This window comes from Streptomyces sp. NBC_01497, from assembly GCF_036250695.1.
GTDB lineage: Bacteria > Actinomycetota > Actinomycetes > Streptomycetales > Streptomycetaceae > Streptomyces.
In genome coordinates this window covers 5,722,854-5,740,639 of the sequence record NZ_CP109427.1, presented here as the reverse complement: position 1 = coordinate 5,740,639, position 17,786 = coordinate 5,722,854, and the positions used below count along the sequence as shown (strand labels likewise).

The window sequence follows — 17,786 nt, the reverse complement described above, 5'->3', positions numbered from 1 at the left end:
GCGCGGCGCGAAGGAGGGGCGGGGCCGGGACATCGGGCCGTGATCGGCATAAGGTCGGCGCGTGCGGAGTTACAGCCCTGATCTGACGCCCCCGTGGAAGCGCTCCACGCCCGTCCCCGAGGTCCCGGCCGAGGCCGATCTGGTCGTCGAGGAGGTGTCGAGCGGGTTCTGCGGCGCGGTGATCCGCTGCGAGAAGACCGCGCAGGGCCCGACGGTCACCCTGGAGGACCGCTTCGGCAAGCACCGCGTCTTCCCCATGGAGCCCGCCGCGTTCCTGCTGGAGGGCAAGCCGGTCACCCTCGTCCGCCCGGCCCCCGGCGGGGGCCCGAAGGCGCCGTCCCGCACGGCGTCCGGCTCGGTCGCCGTACCCGGTGCCCGCGCGCGGGTGGCCAGGGCGGGCCGCATCTACGTCGAGGGCCGGCACGACGCGGAGCTGGTGGAGCGGGTCTGGGGCGACGACCTGCGCATCGAGGGGGTGGTCGTGGAGTACCTGGGCGGCGTGGACGACCTCCCGGCGGTCGTCGCCGACTTCGCTCCGGGACCGGACGCGCGCCTCGGCGTACTCGTCGACCACCTGGTGCCCGGCACGAAGGAGTCCCGCATCGCGGCGGCGGCGTCCGGCGCGGACGTGCTCGTGGTCGGTCACCCGTACATCGACGTGTGGGAAGCGGTGAAGCCGTCATCGGTGGGCATCGCCGCATGGCCCCGCGTCCCCCGGGGCGAGGACTGGAAGACGGGCGTCTGCCGTGCCCTCGGCTGGCCGGAGAACACCGGCGCGGCCTGGCAGCGCATCCTCGCGTCGGTCCGCTCCTACCGCGACCTGGAGCCGGAACTGCTCGGCCGGGTCGAGGAGTTGATCGACTTCGTCACGATCGGCGGCCCCGAAGGACCCTGACGGCGGCCGTCCGCGCGCCGTGGTCCGCCGGGGACGTGCGCGGAGGCCGGCCGGGCGCCCTCAGTCCACCAGGTCCCTGATCACCGCGTCGGCCAGCAGCCGGCCACGCAGGGTGAGGACCGCATGGCCCGCCTCGTGGGAAGCCGGCTCCAGCAGGCCGTCCCGTACGGCCCGGTCCGCCGCGCGCAGGCCGTCCTCGTGCAGCAGGCCGAGCGGGACGCCCTCACGCAGCCGCAGTTCCAGCATGATCCGCTCCACGCGCCGGTCCTCTGCGGTGAGCAGCTCCCGGCCAGCGGCCGGGGTGCGGCCCCCGGCGAGCGCGGCGGCGTACGCGCCGGGATGCTTCACGTTCCACCAGCGCACCCCGCCCACGTGGCTGTGGGCGCCGGGGCCCGCGCCCCACCAGTCCGCTCCGCGCCAGTACAGCTCGTTGTGCAGGCAGCGCGCGGCCTCACCGGTGGCCCAGTTGGACACCTCGTACCAGGAGAAGCCCGCCGCGGACAGCACCTCGTCCGCGATCAGGTAGCGGTCGGCGTGCTCGTCGTCGTCCGTCATCGGGATCTCACCGCGCCGGATTCGGCGGGCGAGGCGCGTGCCCTCCTCCACGATCAGCGCGTACGCCGACACATGGTCCGGGCCCGCCCCGACGGCCGCGTCGAGGGACGCGCGCCAGTCGTCGTCGCTCTCCCCGGGAGTGCCGTAGATCAGGTCGAGGTTGACGTGCTCGAACCCGGCGGCACGGGCCTCGGCCACGCAGGCCTCGGGGCGGCCGGGGGTGTGGTTGCGCTCCAGGATCCGCAGCACGTCCTGCCGGGCGCTCTGCATGCCGAACGAGACACGGTTGAAGCCGCCCTCCCGCAGGGCCGCCAGATACGCCGGGTCCACGGACTCCGGGTTCGCCTCCGTCGTGATCTCCGCGTCGTCGGCGAGGCCGAACTCGTCACGGACCGCCGCGAGCATGCCCACCAGGTCGGCGGGGTCCAGCAGGGTGGGCGTACCGCCGCCGACGAAGACCGTGCGCACCGGGCGGGGGTCGTCGCCCAGCACCTTGCGGGCGAGGCGGACCTCGTCCGCGAGGATGCCCGCGTAGTTGTCACGCGAGGCGAGAACGCCGCCGGAACCGCGCAGCTCGGTCGCGGTGTACGTGTTGAAGTCGCAGTAGCCGCAGCGCGTCGCGCAGTACGGGACGTGCAGGTAGAAGCCGAGGGGCCGGTCGGCCGCGCCGACGAGGGCGGACGCGGGCAGTTCCCCGGTCTCGGGCACGGGGTCGCCGTCGGGCAGTGCGGAGGGCATGCCCTCCATTGTCCCGTACGCCGCGTGTTCCCCTGTTCCCCCGCTCCTGGGGCCCGCCGGGTGCTGCCCGGGAGACCGCGCGAGCCCGTGCGCCGGGGCCCGGACGCCCGGGACCCGGGCGCTCCGCCCGCCCCGTTCCCGCCGTCCGCGCGGCCGTCCGCTCACTCCGCCTGGAACACCAGCAGCGCCAGGTCGTCGTCCGGCGGCGCCCCGTCGAAGTCGTGCACCAGCCGCCGGATGCGCTCGGCCACGGCCTCCGCCGTCAGCCCCGCGCACTGGGAGAGGGCGCGCGCGAGCCCGTCGCCGTCGTCCAGCATCCGGCCGCCGGAGCGGCGCTCGCTCACGCCGTCCGTGACGCAGAGCAGGGTGTCCCCCGGCTCCAGATCGAAGGTCTGGCTCTCGTACGGGGTGTTCTCGGCGACCCCGAGCAGCAGCTGCGGCTCGGCGGCGGGCCGTACGCTCCCGTCCGGGCGCAACAGGAGCGGCAGCGGATGCCCGGCGCTGGCCACCGTGCAGCGCGCGCCACCGCCCTTGCCGCCGACGGGAAGGGGCACGAGCTCCCCGTACAGCAGCGACAGGAAACGCGGGTGGTAGCCCTCCGAGGCGCCGACGACGGGCAGTTCGGGCAGGGGCAGGTCCGTCAGCGGCAGCCCGGCCGCCATCGCCTCGCCCGCCGCCATGGTCTCCGCCGCGCTCGCCGCCGCCATCGCGGACGCGGCCTCCGCCGCCTCCGTCGCGTCGTCGAGCAGCAGCCGGTTGAGCCGGTCCAGCACCTCGCCCACCTGGTAGCCCTCCCGTCCCAGCAGCCGCAGCCAGGGCCGGGCGAGGCCGGTCACGACGGCCGCCTCGGGGCCGCTGCCCTGCACGTCGCCGAGCATGAAGCACCAGCGGTCGCCGGGGCAGTGGAACACGTCGTAGAAGTCCCCGCCCGCGAGTCCCTCGTCGCTCGGCTCGTAGACCAGCCCGCTGGCCACGCCGGGGATCCTGGCGACCTGGCTCGGCAGCAGTCCGCGCTGGAGCACCCGGCTGATGGTGGCCTGCCGGGTGTAGCGGCGCGCCGCGCCGACCGCGAGGGCCACGCGGCGTGCGAAGTCCTCGATCAGCTCGACGATCTCGTCAGGAACCGGCGCCTTGCCCGGTCTGCCGAGCAGGAGCGTGCCGACGGGTCTGCCGTTGGTCACCAGCCGGCAGGACAGGGTGACGCCCACAGGCATGACGTCGGGCCCGTCACCCGGCCCGGGAAGGGCCCCCTCGCCGGGGCCAAAGTCCTCCTGAGCGCCGGGACCCGGCCCCTGACCGGGCGCGTCGCCACCGGTGACGGCGGCGGTGCCCCGAACAGCGCTGCCCGTGCTGCCGGTTGCGTGGGAGGCCCGGCCTGCGGACAGCGGCCGGCCGCTGTCCGCAGGCCCCCCGTCGTACTCCGTGCCGGGCCCCGGGATCTCCACAGGACCCGGGTACGGCGGGTCCATGGGCCGGGGCGGCCGTCTCTCCAGCAGGGCGCGCAGCCCCTCCACGCGTGCCTCGTCCGCGTGCCACACGCCCGCGAGGCGGGAGGACGTACCCGAGCCGTCGAGCCAGACCGCGCACCACTCGGCGAGCCTCGGCACCAGCAACTGCCCGGCCAGCGCCGCGACCAGTTCCTCGTCCAGCTGGCCCGCCAGCAGGTCGGACGTCTCGGCGAGGAACGACAGGGCGCCGTGCCCGCGCCAGTCGGTCTCGGCCCGTGCGCTGCCGCCCCCGGCCCGGTCGGGGACCTCCTCGTCCGCCCTGACGGGCAGCCGGCCGGCGGTGCCCGTACCGTCGAGGGCGATCCGGGCCCAGACCGTCTTGAGCCCCGTCCGGTAGGTGACGCCCCAGCGCTCCGCCAGGGACGCCACGATCTGCAGCCCGCGTCCGTACTCGGCCGTGTAGGGCCCCGAGCGCCCGTACGGCGTCCCGGGGTCGGCAGGCGCCCGGGAGGGATGGTGGTCGGAGACCTCCACCAGCAGCCCGGGGGCCTCCTCCTCGGCGCCCTGCGCCACGGCCCAGTCCGCCGGGGGCCGTTCCGTGAGCCGGCAGCGCACTTCCACGGAGGTGCCGGCGTGCACCACGGCGTTGGTGACGAGTTCGTCGGCGATCAGCGCGGCGTCGTCGGCGATCAGGTCCGTGCTGTGTCCGCCGGGCGGGCAGACGGCACCGCTCGCGGCGCGCGGCGCCCAGGCGTCGGCCCCGGACTCCGCGAGGTGCGGGGACCCGGGGGCGGAACCGGCCTCCGCGGCGGGCCCCGGGGCGGCCCCCGCGGGCCCGGCTCCGGCCGGCCGGTCCCCCGGGCCGGTGTTCAGCGCCTCGCCGGCGGTCCCGACCAGCACCACGCCGTCCACGGCGAGGGGGTGGTGGTGCGCACCGAGCAGGGTGTCCCCGCCGTCCCGCGGAGCCCCGGCGGACCCACGGCACCCGGTGGTCCCGGCCGTCTCGTCGGCCCCGGGGCCCCCGGTGCACGCGGAGACCCCGGCCGGCTCAGCGTTCTCGGCGTCCCCGGCGAGCGCGGCGTTTCCAGCGTCCCCGGTGATCCCGGCGTCATCGGCGTCATCGGCGAACCCGGAGGATCCGGGCAGCCCGGAGGGACCGCCCGCCCCGGGCACACCCGCGCGCTCCCCGGGCACCTCGCCCCCACCGCCCGCGTTCGCGCCGCAGAAGGCGCACGGGCCCAGCAGGCCGAGAGCGGTCCATTCGGCGAGGGCGGCACGCACCAGCCGCCGCGCCTCCGCCGGGGCGACCGGGTCGCTCTCCAGACTGATACGGACGAAGGGCGGCGTGCCGGCCCCGGACCGTGCCCCGCGCGTGTTCTCGGGGTCGTTCGCACGCTGGATCGGAATGGGCCCCACTGCGGCTCCCGCGTCCGGTTGTGTGCTGCGTGTTCGATATCCCGGCACGGCACCCGCACCGCGTCGGTTGATTCGGCAAGGGTGGCAGACAGACTCGGCCCGCGTACGCCAAGTCACCTAAAAGGCCCGGGAGAAGGGCAGAGATTACGCACCCGGAGACCATCCTGGCCGGTCCGCGTAGAACATCCGTCTCACGCGGGTCCGCCCCGATTCGCGTACCGGCGTACGCAGGCGCACGCTCGGGGCGCCGCACGCGCGTGAGCCGCCCGGCCCCTGCGGACCGGACGGCTCACCGGGGGGACGGGCAGGCTCACACACACCGGGCGACGCTCACACCGGCACCTCACACATTCCGCGCGGCGGTACACGCCGGGCGAACACTCGGACCACGCGGCTCGCGGACACCGGGCAGCCCGTGTTCACGCCTCGCGCGTTCCCGCGTACATGTCCTCGATGAGGTCCTTGTACTCGCGCTCCACCACGGGCCGCTTGAGCTTGAGGCTCGGCGTCAGCTCGCCGTGTTCGATGTCGAGGTCACGCGGCAGGAGGCGGAACTTCCTGATGGTCTGCCAGCGCTGCAACCCGTCGTTGAGACGCTGGACGTAGCCGTCGATCAGCCGCTCCGTCTCGGGCGCCGCCATGATCTCGGCGTACGGCTTCCCACCGAGGCCGTGCTCGGCGGCCCACTGCGCGATCGTCGGCTCCTCCAGGGTGATGAGGGCGCTGCAGAAGTTGCGGCCCCCGCCGACCACCAGGATGTTCGAGACGAACGGACAGACCGCCTTGAACTGGGTCTCCACCTCCGCGGGCGAGATGTACTTGCCGCCCGACGTCTTGATGAGATCCTTCTTGCGGTCGGTGATCTTCAGGTATCCGTCGGTCGACAGCTCGCCGATGTCACCGGTGTGGAACCAGCCGTCGGCCTCCAGCACCTCGGCCGTCTTGTCCGGCAGCCCGTGGTAGCCGACCATGACCGCAGGGTTGCGGATCAGGATCTCGCCGTCGTCGGCGATGCGCACCTCGGTGCCCGGCATGGGCTTGCCGACCGTGCCCGTGCGGTAGGCGGGGCCCGGGTTCACGAAACAGGCGGCACTCGTCTCGGTGAGCCCGTACCCCTCCAGGACGGGCACACCCGCGCCGGAGAAGAAGTAGCTGATGTCGGGGGCGAGCGCCGCCGACCCGGAGACGGCCGCGCGGAGTCTGCCGCCGAACGCCTCCCGGATCTTCGCGAACACGAGGGCGTCCGCGACCTTGTGCTTCGCGGCCAGCGCGAAGGGCAGGGAGTCGTTGCCGGTGCGCTGGAAGTTCTCCTGCGAGACCCTCGCCGACTCGCGGGCGACCTGGGCCGCCCACTGGAAGATCTTGTACTTGGCCGAGCCGCCCGCACGCGCCTTGGCGGCGACGCCGTTGTAGACCTTCTCGAAGATCCGCGGGACGGCCGCCATGTACGTCGGCTTCACGACCGGCAGATTCTCGATGATCTTGTCGACGCGCCCGTCGACGGCCGTGACGTGCCCGACCTCGATCTGGCCCGACGTCAGCATCTTCCCGAAGACGTGCGCGAGCGGCAGCCACAGGTACTGCACGTCCTCGGCGGAGATCAGACCCGTCGCCGCCATGGCCTTCGCCATGTACGACCAGGAGTCGTGCCGCAGCCGTACGCCCTTGGGCCGCCCGGTGGTACCCGAGGTGTAGATGAGAGTGGCGAGCTGGTCGGCCTTGAGGGCGTCGATCCGCTGCCTGACGGCGTCGGGCCGGACGGCCAGCTCCCCGGCGCCGAGCTTCTCCACCGCGTCGAGGGAGAGCACCCAGCCCTCCGGGTCGTCCGGGACCGGCGTGGCGTCGGCCGCCTCGATCACCACGACATGGGCGAGGTCGGGCAGTTCCGCGCGGTGGGCGCGCACCTTGGCCAGCTGGGCGGCGTCCTCGGCGATCAGTACGCGACTGCCGGAGTCCGACAGGATGAAGACGGACTCGTCGGCGTTGGTCGACGGGTAGATGGTGGTCGTGGCGGCGCCCGCGCACATCACCCCGAAGTCGGCGAGGATCCACTCGATCCGCGTCGACGAGGCGAGGGAGACCCGCTCCTCGGGCCGCACGCCGAGCGCGATGAGCCCTGCCGAGATGTTGTAGACCCGCTCCGCGGTCCCGCCCCAGGTCAGGGAGTGCCAGTCGTCGGGGCCCGTGCCCGACGCGGGGGGCACGGGGTAGCGGAACGCCTCGGCCTCGGGCGTGGCGGCCACGCGCTCAATGAAGAGAGTCGCCACGGAGGGCGGCCGGTTCTCGATCAAGTTCTGGGTGTCGCTCACGGCTTCCTCCGGAACCGTACGGGTCGTACCGCACGATGCATCTGATCCTGAGACGTATGGCGTTCAAGTAACCGACCGACAAGTAGCTACCGATCGGTAATCAGACTAGGGCCCAGGTCGCACGCGCGTAAGAGGGGCGACATTTCCCACACACCGTGAGCGCCGAGCACAGGCCGGACACATGGCGGACATATGGGAGAGCCCCCGCGACGCCGTGCGTCGCGGGGGCTGACGAGACCGGCTCCGCCGGCCCGCCCCTGCCTACTTCTTCGCCTTGCCCGGACCGGAATCGTCGCTGGACAGCACCGCGATGAAGGCCTCCTGCGGCACCTCCACACTGCCGACCATCTTCATCCGCTTCTTGCCTTCCTTCTGCTTCTCCAGCAGCTTCCGCTTCCGGGAGATGTCACCGCCGTAGCACTTCGCCAGCACATCCTTGCGGATGGCGCGGATCGTCTCGCGCGCGATGACCCGGGAGCCGATCGCGGCCTGCACCGGCACCTCGAAGGCCTGCCGCGGGATCAGCTCGCGCAGCTTGGCGACGAGCCGCACCCCGTAGGCGTACGCCTGGTCCCGGTGCGTGATCGCGGAGAAGGCGTCGACCTTGTCGCCGTGCAGCAGGATGTCGACCTTCACCAGCTCCGCGGACTGCTCGCCGGTGGGCTCGTAGTCCAGCGAGGCGTACCCGCGGGTCTTCGACTTCAACTGGTCGAAGAAGTCGAAGACGATCTCCGCGAGCGGCAGGGTGTAGCGGATCTCGACCCGGTCCTCGGAGAGGTAGTCCATGCCGAGGAGGGTGCCGCGCCGGGTCTGGCACAGCTCCATGATCGAGCCGATGAACTCGCTCGGCGCGAGGATCGTCGCCCGTACGACCGGCTCGAAGACCGCGTCGATCTTGCCCTCGGGGAACTCGCTCGGGTTGGTGACGGTGTGCTCCTTGCCGTCCTCCATCACCACCCGGTAGACGACGTTCGGCGCGGTCGCGATCAGGTCCAGGCCGAACTCGCGCTCCAGGCGCTCCCGGACCACGTCCAGGTGCAGGAGCCCGAGGAAACCCACCCGGAAGCCGAAGCCGAGCGCCGCGGACGTCTCCGGCTCGTAGACCAGCGCCGCGTCGTTGAGCTGGAGCTTCTCCAGGGCGTCGCGCAGCTCCGGGTAGTCGGAGCCGTCCAGCGGGTAGAGCCCGGAGAAGACCATCGGCTTCGGGTCCTTGTAACCGCCCAGCGCCTCGGTCGCGCCCTTGATGTGGGACGTGATCGTGTCACCGACCTTGGACTGCCGGACGTCCTTCACCCCGGTGATCAGGTAGCCGACCTCGCCCACGCCGAGACCGTCGGCCGCGAGCATCTCCGGCGAGTTGGTGCCGATCTCCAGCAGTTCGTGGGTGGCGCCCGTGGACATCATCCTGATGCGCTCGCGCTTGCCCAGCTGACCGTCGATGACACGGACGTACGTGACGACGCCGCGGTACGAGTCGTAGACCGAGTCGAAGATCATCGCGCGGGCGGGGGCATCGGCGACACCGACCGGCGCGGGCACCTCCGCGACGACCTTGTCGAGCAGCACGTCCACGCCGAGCCCGGTCTTCGCGGACACCTTCAGCACGTCCTCCGGCTGGCAGCCGATCAGGTTCGCCAGCTCCTCGGAGAACTTCTCCGGCTGCGCGGCCGGCAGGTCGATCTTGTTGAGCACCGGGACGATGGTGAGGTCGTTCTCCATCGCCAGATAGAGGTTAGCCAGGGTCTGCGCCTCGATGCCCTGCGCCGCGTCGACCAGCAGGACCGTGCCCTCACAGGCGGCGAGCGAGCGGGACACCTCGTAGGTGAAGTCGACGTGCCCGGGGGTGTCGATCATGTTGAGGACGTGGGTCCTGCCCTGGTCCTCACCGGTGCGGGGCGCCCACGGCAGCCGGACGGCCTGGGACTTGATCGTGATGCCGCGCTCGCGCTCGATGTCCATGCGGTCGAGGTACTGAGCGCGCATCTGCCGCTGGTCGACGACACCGGTCAGCTGGAGCATCCGGTCGGCGAGCGTGGACTTGCCGTGATCGATGTGCGCGATGATGCAGAAGTTACGGATCAGCGCCGGGTCCGTACGGCTGGGCTCGGGCACGTTGACAGGGGTCGCGGGCACGCAGGGTCCTGATTCTTGAGGAGCGCCGCCCCGCCGAGGCCGCTCACGGTACGGAGGGGTGTCCGCACGGCTGACTTCCTTAGGGGCGCGTCGTCTCGTCTCGGGTCGACATCGGATCGGATCGATACGCAGCCTCCATCGTCCCACGACGGACGGCCCGCGACCGATTTGGGCCGGTCATACCGGGGCTGCTAGCCTGAACAGCTGTGTCTCGTGCGTCCGCGTACGCGGCACACACCCAAAGAAGATCACTCAAGATCACCGAACCTGCAAAGGCTCTTTCGTGGCGAACATCAAGTCCCAGATCAAGCGGAACAAGACGAACGAGAAGGCGCGCCTGCGCAACAAGGCCGTCAAGTCCTCCCTGAAGACCGCGATCCGCAAGACCCGTGAGGCCGCTGCGGCCGGCGACGTCGAGAAGGCCACCGCGGCCGCCCGCCTCGCCTCCCGCGAGCTCGACAAGGCCGCGTCGAAGGGCGTCATCCACAAGAACGCCGCCGCCAACAAGAAGTCGGCGCTGGCGTCCACCGTGAACGGCCTCCAGGGCTGAACGGTCCCGTTCGTGCTTGACCCGATCGACTGATCGACACCGGGCAGGACCCAGCGGGCCCCTCTCTCCCGCTCCCGCCCGGCACCCGGAGCCGCGCGCCGAACTGCGTTCGCCACGCGGGCGCGACTCCACCGGATGTACCTGACGTACGTGAAGGCCCCGGCCACTCCAGGCCGGGGCCTTTCGCGCGCCCGGGACGGTTTCCGTCCGACGGGCCGGGGACGGTTTCCGTCCTGCGGGCCCGGAAGTTTCCGTCCCGGGAGGCCAGGACGGATTCCGTTCCGCACGGCCGGGGACGGCTCCCGATCCGGGCGCCCGGGACGGGTCCCCGGAGGCCAGGACGGATTCCGTTCCGCGCGGCCAGGACAGCTCCCGATCCGGGCTCCCGGGACGGGTCCCGTCCCGGGAGACCAGGACGGATTCCGTTCCGCACGGCCAGGACAGCTCCCGATCCGCGTGCCCGGGTTTCCGTCGTCCGGAGCCGTTTCCCGACCGCAGGGAACCGCTTTCTCGTCGTCCGGAACCGTTCCCGTCAAGGACTCGCCCGCCCGGAGGCCCACAGGCGCAGCCGGGGGCGGGAACGGGGGCGGGGCCGGGGCGGGAGCCGGGGCCGGGCGGCACCCGGTCGCCAGCGGTACGGGCGAGGCACTCAGTGCCGGGGGTTCCGTGCCGGGCGGGGCCCAGTGGCGTGGGCGAGGAGTCAGTGCCGGCGGTTCCGTCACGGGCGGGGGGCTCAGTGCCGGGCGGGGGTTCAGTGGCGGGTGGTTCCGTGGCGGGTGGGGCTGAGTGCCGGGGGTTCCGTGCCGGGTGGGGCCCAGTGGCGGGGGCGAGGAGTCAGTGCCGGCGGTTCCGTCACGGGCGGGGGGCTCAGTGCCGGGCGGGGGTTCAGTGGCGGGTGGTTCCGTGGCGGGTGGGGCTGAGTGCCGGGGGTTCCGTGCCGGGCGGGGCTCAGTGCCGGGGGCGGGCCGCGTGGGCGATCGTGACGACCGCCTTCTCCAGGGCGTACTCCGGGTCGTCCCCGCCGCCCTTCACACCCGCGTCGGCCTCGGCGACGGCCCTCAGCGCGACGGCGACCCCGTCCGGTGTCCATCCGCGCATCTGCTGGCGCACCCGGTCGATCTTCCACGGCGGCATGCCCAGCTCGCGCGCCAGATCGGCGGGGCGGCCGCCGCGCGCGGAGGACAGCTTGCCGATGGCCCGCACACCCTGCGCGAGGGCGCTGGTGATCAGTACCGGCGCGACCCCTGTCGACAGCGACCAGCGCAGCGCCTCCAGAGCCTCCGCCGTGCGGCCCTCGACGGCCCGGTCCGCGACGGTGAAGCTGGACGCCTCGGCGCGGCCCGTGTAGTACCGGCCGACGACGGCCTCGTCGATCGTGCCCTCGACATCGGCGACCAGCTGCGACGCGGCGCTCGCGAGCTCCCGCAGATCACTGCCGATGGAGTCGACGAGCGCCTGGCACGCCTCGGGCGTCGCGGAACGGCCGAGGGCCCGGAACTCGGAGCGGACGAACGTCAGCCGCTCGGCCGGCTTGGTCGTCTTCGGGCAGGCCACCTCGCGGGCCCCCGCCTTGCGGGCCGCGTCCAGCAGCCCCTTGCCCTTCGCGCCCCCGGGGTGCAGCAGCACCAGGGTGATGTCCTCGATGGGCGCGCCGAAGTAGGCCTTGAGGTCCTTGACGGTGTCCGCCGACAGGTCCTGCGCGTTGCGTACGACGATGACCTTGCGCTCGGCGAACAACGACGGGCTCGTCAGCTCGGCGAGTGTCCCCGGCTGGAGCTGGTCCGATGTCAGGTCCCGCACGTCCGTGTCCGCGTCGGCGGCGCGGGCGGCCCGTACGACCTGCTGCACGACGCGGTCGAGGAGCAGGTCCTCCTGCCCGACGGCGAGCGTGAGCGGGGCGAGCGGGTCGTCGCTGGTTGTCTTCTTGGTGGCCATCGCTGCCAGCATGGCACGCCCCACCGACAGGACCCTTTCTAGGGCCGTTCGACCCAGCCGTCCCAGCCGGCTGCGTACGCGTCGAGGTCGGCGGGGGCGATGCGCCCCTCCGGATCCGAGACGAGCACCAGCCACTGGGCGTCCTCGGCGTCGTCCTCGCCGGCGAGGGCGTCCCGGACGAGCTGGGGCTCCCGCGTGGTGCCGAAGCGGTCCGCGAGTCCGTCGGCCGCCTCCTGCGCCGCGTCGCGGTCGGGCAGCACCAGCAGATGTGTCACGTCTTCGTCCATGCGCCGCACCTGTCGTCCTGTCGGCGGGGCCCGGCCGCCGCGGCACGCGCCACACCCGAACCGGGCTCCGTCCGTCCGGACGTCCCGCCTGTCTCCTGCTGTTCCTGCAGTCTCCTACTTGAACTGGAGTTCCGTGCCCTTGGGCACGATCTGGATCTCCAGTTCGATCTTGATGCTGGAGCCGACGACCGCGATGCCGCGTGCCAGCATCGTCTGCCAGTTGATCGTGTAGTCCTCGCGGTGGAGTTCGGCGGTGGCCCGTACGGCGGCCCGCGTCTCGTTCTCCATGCCGACGCGCACACCGCCGTAGGTCGCCTCCATGGCGACCGTGCGGGTGACGCCGTGCAGGGTCAGGGCACCGGTGATCAGCCAGGTGTTGCCGCCACGGTGCTGGAAGCGGTCGCTGTAGAACTCCATCGTCGGGTAGTTCTCGACGTCGAGGAAGTCGCCCGAGCGCAGGTGGTTGTCGCGCATCTGCACGTTGGTGTCGATCGACGCGGCGTCGATGACGACGTGCATCGCCGAGTCCTCGATGGCGTCACCGATGCGTATCGCGCCGGCGAAGTTGTCGAACCGGCCGTAGACGCGGGCGAGTCCGATGTGACGGGCGACGAACCCGATGCGGGAGTGGGCGGGTTCGATCTCCCACTCGCCGGGCGACGGCAGCGGCAAGGATGCCGCGGCCTGGAGCGTGATGTCGCCGAGGGAGGCCAGCGCGCCGCCTTCCGCGACCGTCGCACTGGCTCTGTACGGGCTGAAGCTGTCGGCGGACACCGCTACCCGGTACTCGCCGACGGGCACCATCGCCGCCACGCCGCCGAAGGGGTCGGTCTCACCGCTGAGGACCTTGCGGCCCTGAGAGTCGCTGACCGTGAACTCCGCGTTGCCGACGGGCTCGCTCACGGGGTCGAGCACACGGCACGTCAGCAGTCCCGCGCCAGGGGGCACGGAAAGTCCGGAAAGCGGGTTGTTCTTCTGGCTCGCGGCCTTCCGCCGACCGAACAAGCTGATCATTTTGACTACCCCTGTGCTCTGGACTCCTCAGGGCGTCCTGCCCTCAGACCCCTGAACGGATTGGCATTCGATCACTCTTGAACTGTTCGAGGCAAACGTAGGGAACGGTTGTGAGAATCCGACCGTCCGCTTCCCCGACGAGCCGATGATGGCAGACGTCCCCTTCACCGCGACGACCGGTCCGCCACACGGGACACCGCGCGTAGTGCCCGCCCCCTTCCCGTGATGGCGATTTCGCCGTCCGTGTCCGTACGCAACACCACCGCCCCTTGCGCCTGCAAAGCCCCCACCGTGCGGGGCGAGGGGTGCCCGTAGGGATTGCCTGCCCCGCACGAGATCAGTGCGAGGCGCGGCCGCAGGTCCCGCAGCAGGGCCGGATCCTGGTAAGCGGAGCCGTGGTGGGCGACCTTGAGGATGTCGACCTGTGGCAGCAGACCCCCGTCCCGCAGCAGTGCGCGCTGCGCCTCCGGCTCCAGATCGCCCGGCAGCAGCAGCGTCGGACCGTGACCGACTGTCACGAGCATCGTGACGCTGGAGTCGTTGGGCTCGCCCGTCACCGGGCCCGGCCCGGCCCGTGGCCAGAGCACTCGCCAGGTCAACGGGCCGACCGAACGCCGCTCCCCCGGCACGACGGGTACCACCGGCACTCCGGCCGCGGCGGCCGTGCGCCGGACGAATGCCGCTTCACCGGCCGGCTCCGCGAAGGTCGTCGTCTCGATCGCACCGACCGAGCGGCCGCGCAACACCCCCGGCAGCCCCGTGACATGGTCCGCGTGGAAATGCGTGAGCACGAGCAGCGGAACGCGTGCCACCCCGAGTTCCCGCAGGCATCGGTCCACCGGGACGGGGTCCGGCCCGGCATCGATCACGATGGCGCTCCCCGGACCAGCCGCCAGTACCGTCGCGTCTCCCTGCCCCACGTCACACATCGCGTAGGACCAGCCGGGCGGCGGCCAGCCGGTCATGTACCGGACGACGGGCGGCGGTCGCAGCAGCGCCAGGAGCAGCAGTACGGCCAAGCCCGCGGCCGTCCACGGACGGCGGCGCAGCCCGCGCAGGACCAGCAGCACGACGACCGTCACCACAGCGAGCAGCAGCCCGCCCCGCCACCCGCTCGGCCAGGTCGTCTCGGCGCCCGGCAGCGCGGCTCCCGCCCTGGCCACCCCGGCGATCCAGCCGGCGGGCCACCCCGCACAGCGGGCCAGCACCAGCGCGACCGGCATCGCCACCGGAGCGGTAACCAGCGCCGCGAAACCGAGCACCGTGGCGGGTGCGACCGCCAGTTCGGCGGCGAGGTTGCACGGCACCGCCACCAGCCCGACGCGGGCGGCGAACACCGCGACCACCGGTGCGCAGACGGCCTGTGCCGCGCCCGCCGCCGCCAGCACCTCCGCGAGGCGCACGGGCACCCCGCGCCGCACCAGCGCGGCGCACCACCGGGGTCCGACCGTCAGCAGCGCCCCGGTGGCGAGGACCGACAGCGCGAACCCGTAACTCCGAGACAGCCAGGGGTCGTAGAGCACCAGGGCCAGTACCGCGGCGGCGAGCGCAGGGACGAGTGACCTGCGCCGGCCCGTCGCGAGAGCGAGCAGGCTCACGAGGCCGCATGCCGCGGCCCGCAGCACGCTCGGCTCGGGCCCGCACACCACGACGAACGCCAGCGTGAGTCCCCCGCCGAGCACCGCGGTGATCCGGAGCGGAATCCCCAGCCGGGCCGCGAGGCCCCGCCGTTCCGCCCGGAGCGCGAGTGCGGGCGGCCCGATCAGCAGCGCGAGGACGATGTTCAGGTTCCCGCCGGAGACCGCGGTCAGATGAGCGAGGTCGGTGGCCTTGAACGCGGCGTCCAGTTCCGGCGGGATACGGGACGTGTCCCCCACGACGAGCCCCGGCAGCAGGGCCCGCGCGTCGGCCGGGAGCGGTTGTGTGGCCCGCCGGAGCCCGGCCCGCAGCCCGCCCGCGGTGCGCTGGGACCAGGAGGGGCGCCCGACCACCGCCGGGGCCGTCCCTGCCCCCGCAGGCTGCACCAGGGCGGCATGCCCGGGGTCGTCCTCGAAGGGCGGCGCGAGCCGGGCGGTGAACCGCAGCCTCGTGGACGGCAGCAACCCCCGCCACGCAGCCTGGTTGGCGCCGGGCTCGACGAACACGAGCACCGGCGTCCTCACCACCGCCGCGGGCCCGGCCCGCGACGCCACCTCCACCACGTCGGCGTCGAACATCAGCCGGGCGGCCCCGAGATGGTCCCCCGTGACCTTCTGGCGCACGGGACGGGGATCGGAGGTGACGGTCACCTCCACCTCCGCGCGCCCGTACCGGGCAGCGATCTCCGGGACCGGGCCGCGCCGGACGTCGGCCGCGTGCAGCCCTCCGGAGGCGGCACCCGCCGCCGCGCAGCACAGGGCAGCCACCAGGACCAGGCACCACGCCCGCGAACGCCACGCCCACAGCACGGCCGCCGTCGCCAGGCATCCCGCGACCGCCACGGCCGCCCAGACGCCCGGGACACCGACAGCGAGGGCCGCGGCCCCCCAGGCGGCCATCGCCGGCGGCACGAGCCGAAGATCGGCGGGAGCATCCTGGCGCGGATCCGCGTCCCCGAGCCGGTGTACCTGTACGGACCGGTCATCCGGACGTCCCCCGAGGTGTTCTCCGGGACGTTCCTCCGGATGCCCCTCGGGGTGTTGCTCCGGGCGCCGGGCCGTACCGGGCGCTCCCCGTTGTGTCATGGCCGCACCAGCGCCTGGAGATCGGCGAACCGCCGCTCGCCGATGCCGTTCACCTCGCGCAGTTCGTCCACACTGCGGAAACCGCCGTTCTGCGTGCGGTAGTCGAGGATGTGCTGCGCCAGCACCGGGCCGACGCCCGGCAGCGTGTCGAGTTGCTCCAGCGTCGCGACGTTGAGGTTGAGCGGGCCGGCGGGCGCGCCCGGCGCGGACGGACTCGCGGGCACGCCACCGGTCGGGGCCGCTCCGGCGGGCGCACCCACGACCACCTGCTCGCCGTCCACCAGTACGCGGGCTCTGTTCAGCGTCGACAGGTCGGTACCGTCCTTCGGTCCCCCGGCCTCGCGCAGCGCGTCCTCCACCCGCGAGCCCGCGGGAAGCCGCAGCACGCCGGGGTGGCGTACGGCGCCCCCCACATCGACCACGACCCCGCCCGCCCCGGTGCTCGACGCGGAATCCGGGGACCCCGGGGCTGACGAGGCGGATGGAGCCGGTGGGGAGGGCGGAGGCCCAGCGGCGGGCGCCGGCCGGCCGGGGTGCGCGCCGGCCGGATGTGCGGTGCCCGCCGCCTGGGAGGTTCCCGTTGTTTCGGGCGCGCTGACGGCGCGGGGGCGCGCGACCCAGAAGTGCTGGACAGCCAGGATCGCCGCAACCGCCAGCACGGCGCCCAGTGCGGCCAGCGCCCTCGGCTCGATACCGAACCGCAGCCGGGCCCACACCGGCAGCCGGTCCCGCACCGCGGACACGAACCGCTCACCGCCGCTCACCGCGCCTCGTGACCACCCCCTCGAAGCGGCAGGACCGCCGGGGCGCGAAGGGGGCGGCTCGGGCACCACCTCGGCCGGGGGGATCGCCGGCGGGCGGGTCAACGGCGCGGCCGGGGCCCGCCCTCCGGCCGGCGGCAGGGTCCCCGTCGTCGCCGTCACTCCCAGGGCGTTCGTCAGTCCTGTCACCGGGGCCTTCGCCGGTCCCGGTGCCTTCGTCACGCCTGGCACCGCGGCCTTCGCCGGTCCCGGCACCGTCGCGTCCGCAGGGCCGGTCGCCGAGGTCTCCACCGGTCCTGCCACCGGGACCGGCGCCGCGTGGCCCGCGCCCAGCAGGGCGGCGGCCCGGTCGCGCGCGGCATCCGGCGCGCAGGGCCGCGCCCCGGGCTCGGGCGCCGGAGCCGTACGGCCCGGGGGTGTCCGCGCGCGGGCAAGCAGCCGGGAGGGACGCGGGGCACGGGTGCGCCCGTCGGAGCCCGGCCCGCGACCGGGTCCGCCGGACGCGGCGCGGTGGACGGCCCAGGCGCCCGAACAGGCCGAGGAGGAGCAGGACGACGAAGAGGTACGGGCCTGGGAACGGGGACGCGAACGGGAACGGGAACCGATGGATCGAACACGGAGCGTGGTCATGCGGTCCACGGTAGGTATCCGTGCGGCATCGCGGCGCTCTCGGCCAGAATCTGTGGACACCGCGCGGGATTGTGGATAACTCGCACACTCGCGAGGGTGAATGGGACGACCCGGCCCGCCCTCGTACAGGAGAAACGGCGCCCGCCGACCGCCCGGCGAAAGGTGCGGACCCCATCATCGGCCGACGTCCGACCTCCGACCTCCCGGCCTCCCGGCCTCCGACCCTCGCGCTCCGAGCTCCGACCTCCGCCCGCGGCCGGTCCCAGCCGAACACCGTCGCTCCCCCGGCACCGTCGCTCCCGGCCGTACCCGTCACGGCTCAGCCCGGACCGGCTCATCACCGTTCAGCGCTCGGCCGGCCCCGTCACCGCCCAGCGCCCATCGCCCAGCCA

The 17,786-nt window shown here is 73.3% G+C and carries 11 protein-coding genes; 2 read left to right on the top strand and 9 right to left on the bottom strand.

Features of this window, described 5'->3' with window-relative positions:
- Window positions 1-61: 61 nt before the first annotated feature.
- Entirely contained in the window at window positions 62-895 is an 834-nt protein-coding gene (locus tag OG310_RS24125; protein ID WP_329457953.1) for a DUF3097 domain-containing protein, read from the top strand.
- A 60-nt stretch (window positions 896-955) separates the two neighbouring features.
- Here the strand turns inward: OG310_RS24125 and hemW are convergent, their stop codons facing one another.
- The 4 genes from hemW to lepA form a co-directional block, all read right to left on the bottom strand.
- Window positions 956-2,188, bottom strand: a complete 1,233-nt coding sequence (gene hemW / locus OG310_RS24120) for a radical SAM family heme chaperone HemW (protein ID WP_329457952.1) — start codon at window positions 2,186-2,188, stop codon at window positions 956-958.
- Between the two features lie 161 nt (window positions 2,189-2,349).
- Window positions 2,350-4,509: a SpoIIE family protein phosphatase gene (locus OG310_RS24115; RefSeq protein WP_443078889.1), complete on the bottom strand. Its 2,160-nt coding sequence runs from the start codon at window positions 4,507-4,509 to the stop codon at window positions 2,350-2,352.
- Window positions 4,510-5,471: 962 nt separating this feature from the next.
- On the bottom strand, window positions 5,472-7,361 hold the full coding sequence (locus OG310_RS24110; protein ID WP_329457950.1) for an AMP-dependent synthetase/ligase: 1,890 nt from the start codon (window positions 7,359-7,361) through the stop codon (window positions 5,472-5,474).
- Between the two features lie 261 nt (window positions 7,362-7,622).
- A complete protein-coding gene (gene lepA / locus OG310_RS24105) occupies window positions 7,623-9,494 on the bottom strand; it encodes a translation elongation factor 4 (RefSeq protein WP_329457949.1) in 1,872 nt (623 codons plus the stop codon).
- 283 nt (window positions 9,495-9,777) lie between these two features.
- Here lepA and rpsT point away from each other — a divergent pair, with 283 nt between their 5' ends.
- Window positions 9,778-10,044 carry a 30S ribosomal protein S20 gene (gene rpsT, locus OG310_RS24100; protein WP_329457948.1) on the top strand — a complete coding sequence of 89 codons (267 nt, stop codon included), beginning with the start codon at window positions 9,778-9,780 and terminating at the stop codon, window positions 10,042-10,044.
- Window positions 10,045-10,992: 948 nt separating this feature from the next.
- Here the strand turns inward: rpsT and holA are convergent.
- The 5 genes from holA to OG310_RS38585 all read right to left on the bottom strand — a co-directional run bounded on the left by holA (window position 10,993) and on the right by OG310_RS38585 (window position 17,394).
- Window positions 10,993-11,979, bottom strand: a complete 987-nt coding sequence (gene holA, locus OG310_RS24095; protein ID WP_329457947.1) for a DNA polymerase III subunit delta — start codon at window positions 11,977-11,979, stop codon at window positions 10,993-10,995.
- 38 nt (window positions 11,980-12,017) lie between these two features.
- Window positions 12,018-12,266: a hypothetical protein gene (locus tag OG310_RS24090; protein ID WP_329457946.1), complete on the bottom strand. Its 249-nt coding sequence runs from the start codon at window positions 12,264-12,266 to the stop codon at window positions 12,018-12,020.
- A gap of 114 nt (window positions 12,267-12,380) precedes the next feature.
- Window positions 12,381-13,280 carry a YceI family protein gene (locus tag OG310_RS24085; protein ID WP_329457945.1) on the bottom strand — a complete coding sequence of 300 codons (900 nt, stop codon included), beginning with the start codon at window positions 13,278-13,280 and terminating at the stop codon, window positions 12,381-12,383.
- A 164-nt stretch (window positions 13,281-13,444) separates the two neighbouring features.
- Window positions 13,445-16,003, bottom strand: a complete 2,559-nt coding sequence (locus tag OG310_RS24080; protein WP_443078721.1) for a ComEC/Rec2 family competence protein — start codon at window positions 16,001-16,003, stop codon at window positions 13,445-13,447.
- On the bottom strand, window positions 16,000-17,394 hold the full coding sequence (locus OG310_RS38585; RefSeq protein WP_443078720.1) for a helix-hairpin-helix domain-containing protein: 1,395 nt from the start codon (window positions 17,392-17,394) through the stop codon (window positions 16,000-16,002). Before OG310_RS38585 ends, OG310_RS24080 begins: the two co-directional genes overlap by 4 nt.
- Between the last annotated feature and the right edge of the window lie 392 nt (window positions 17,395-17,786).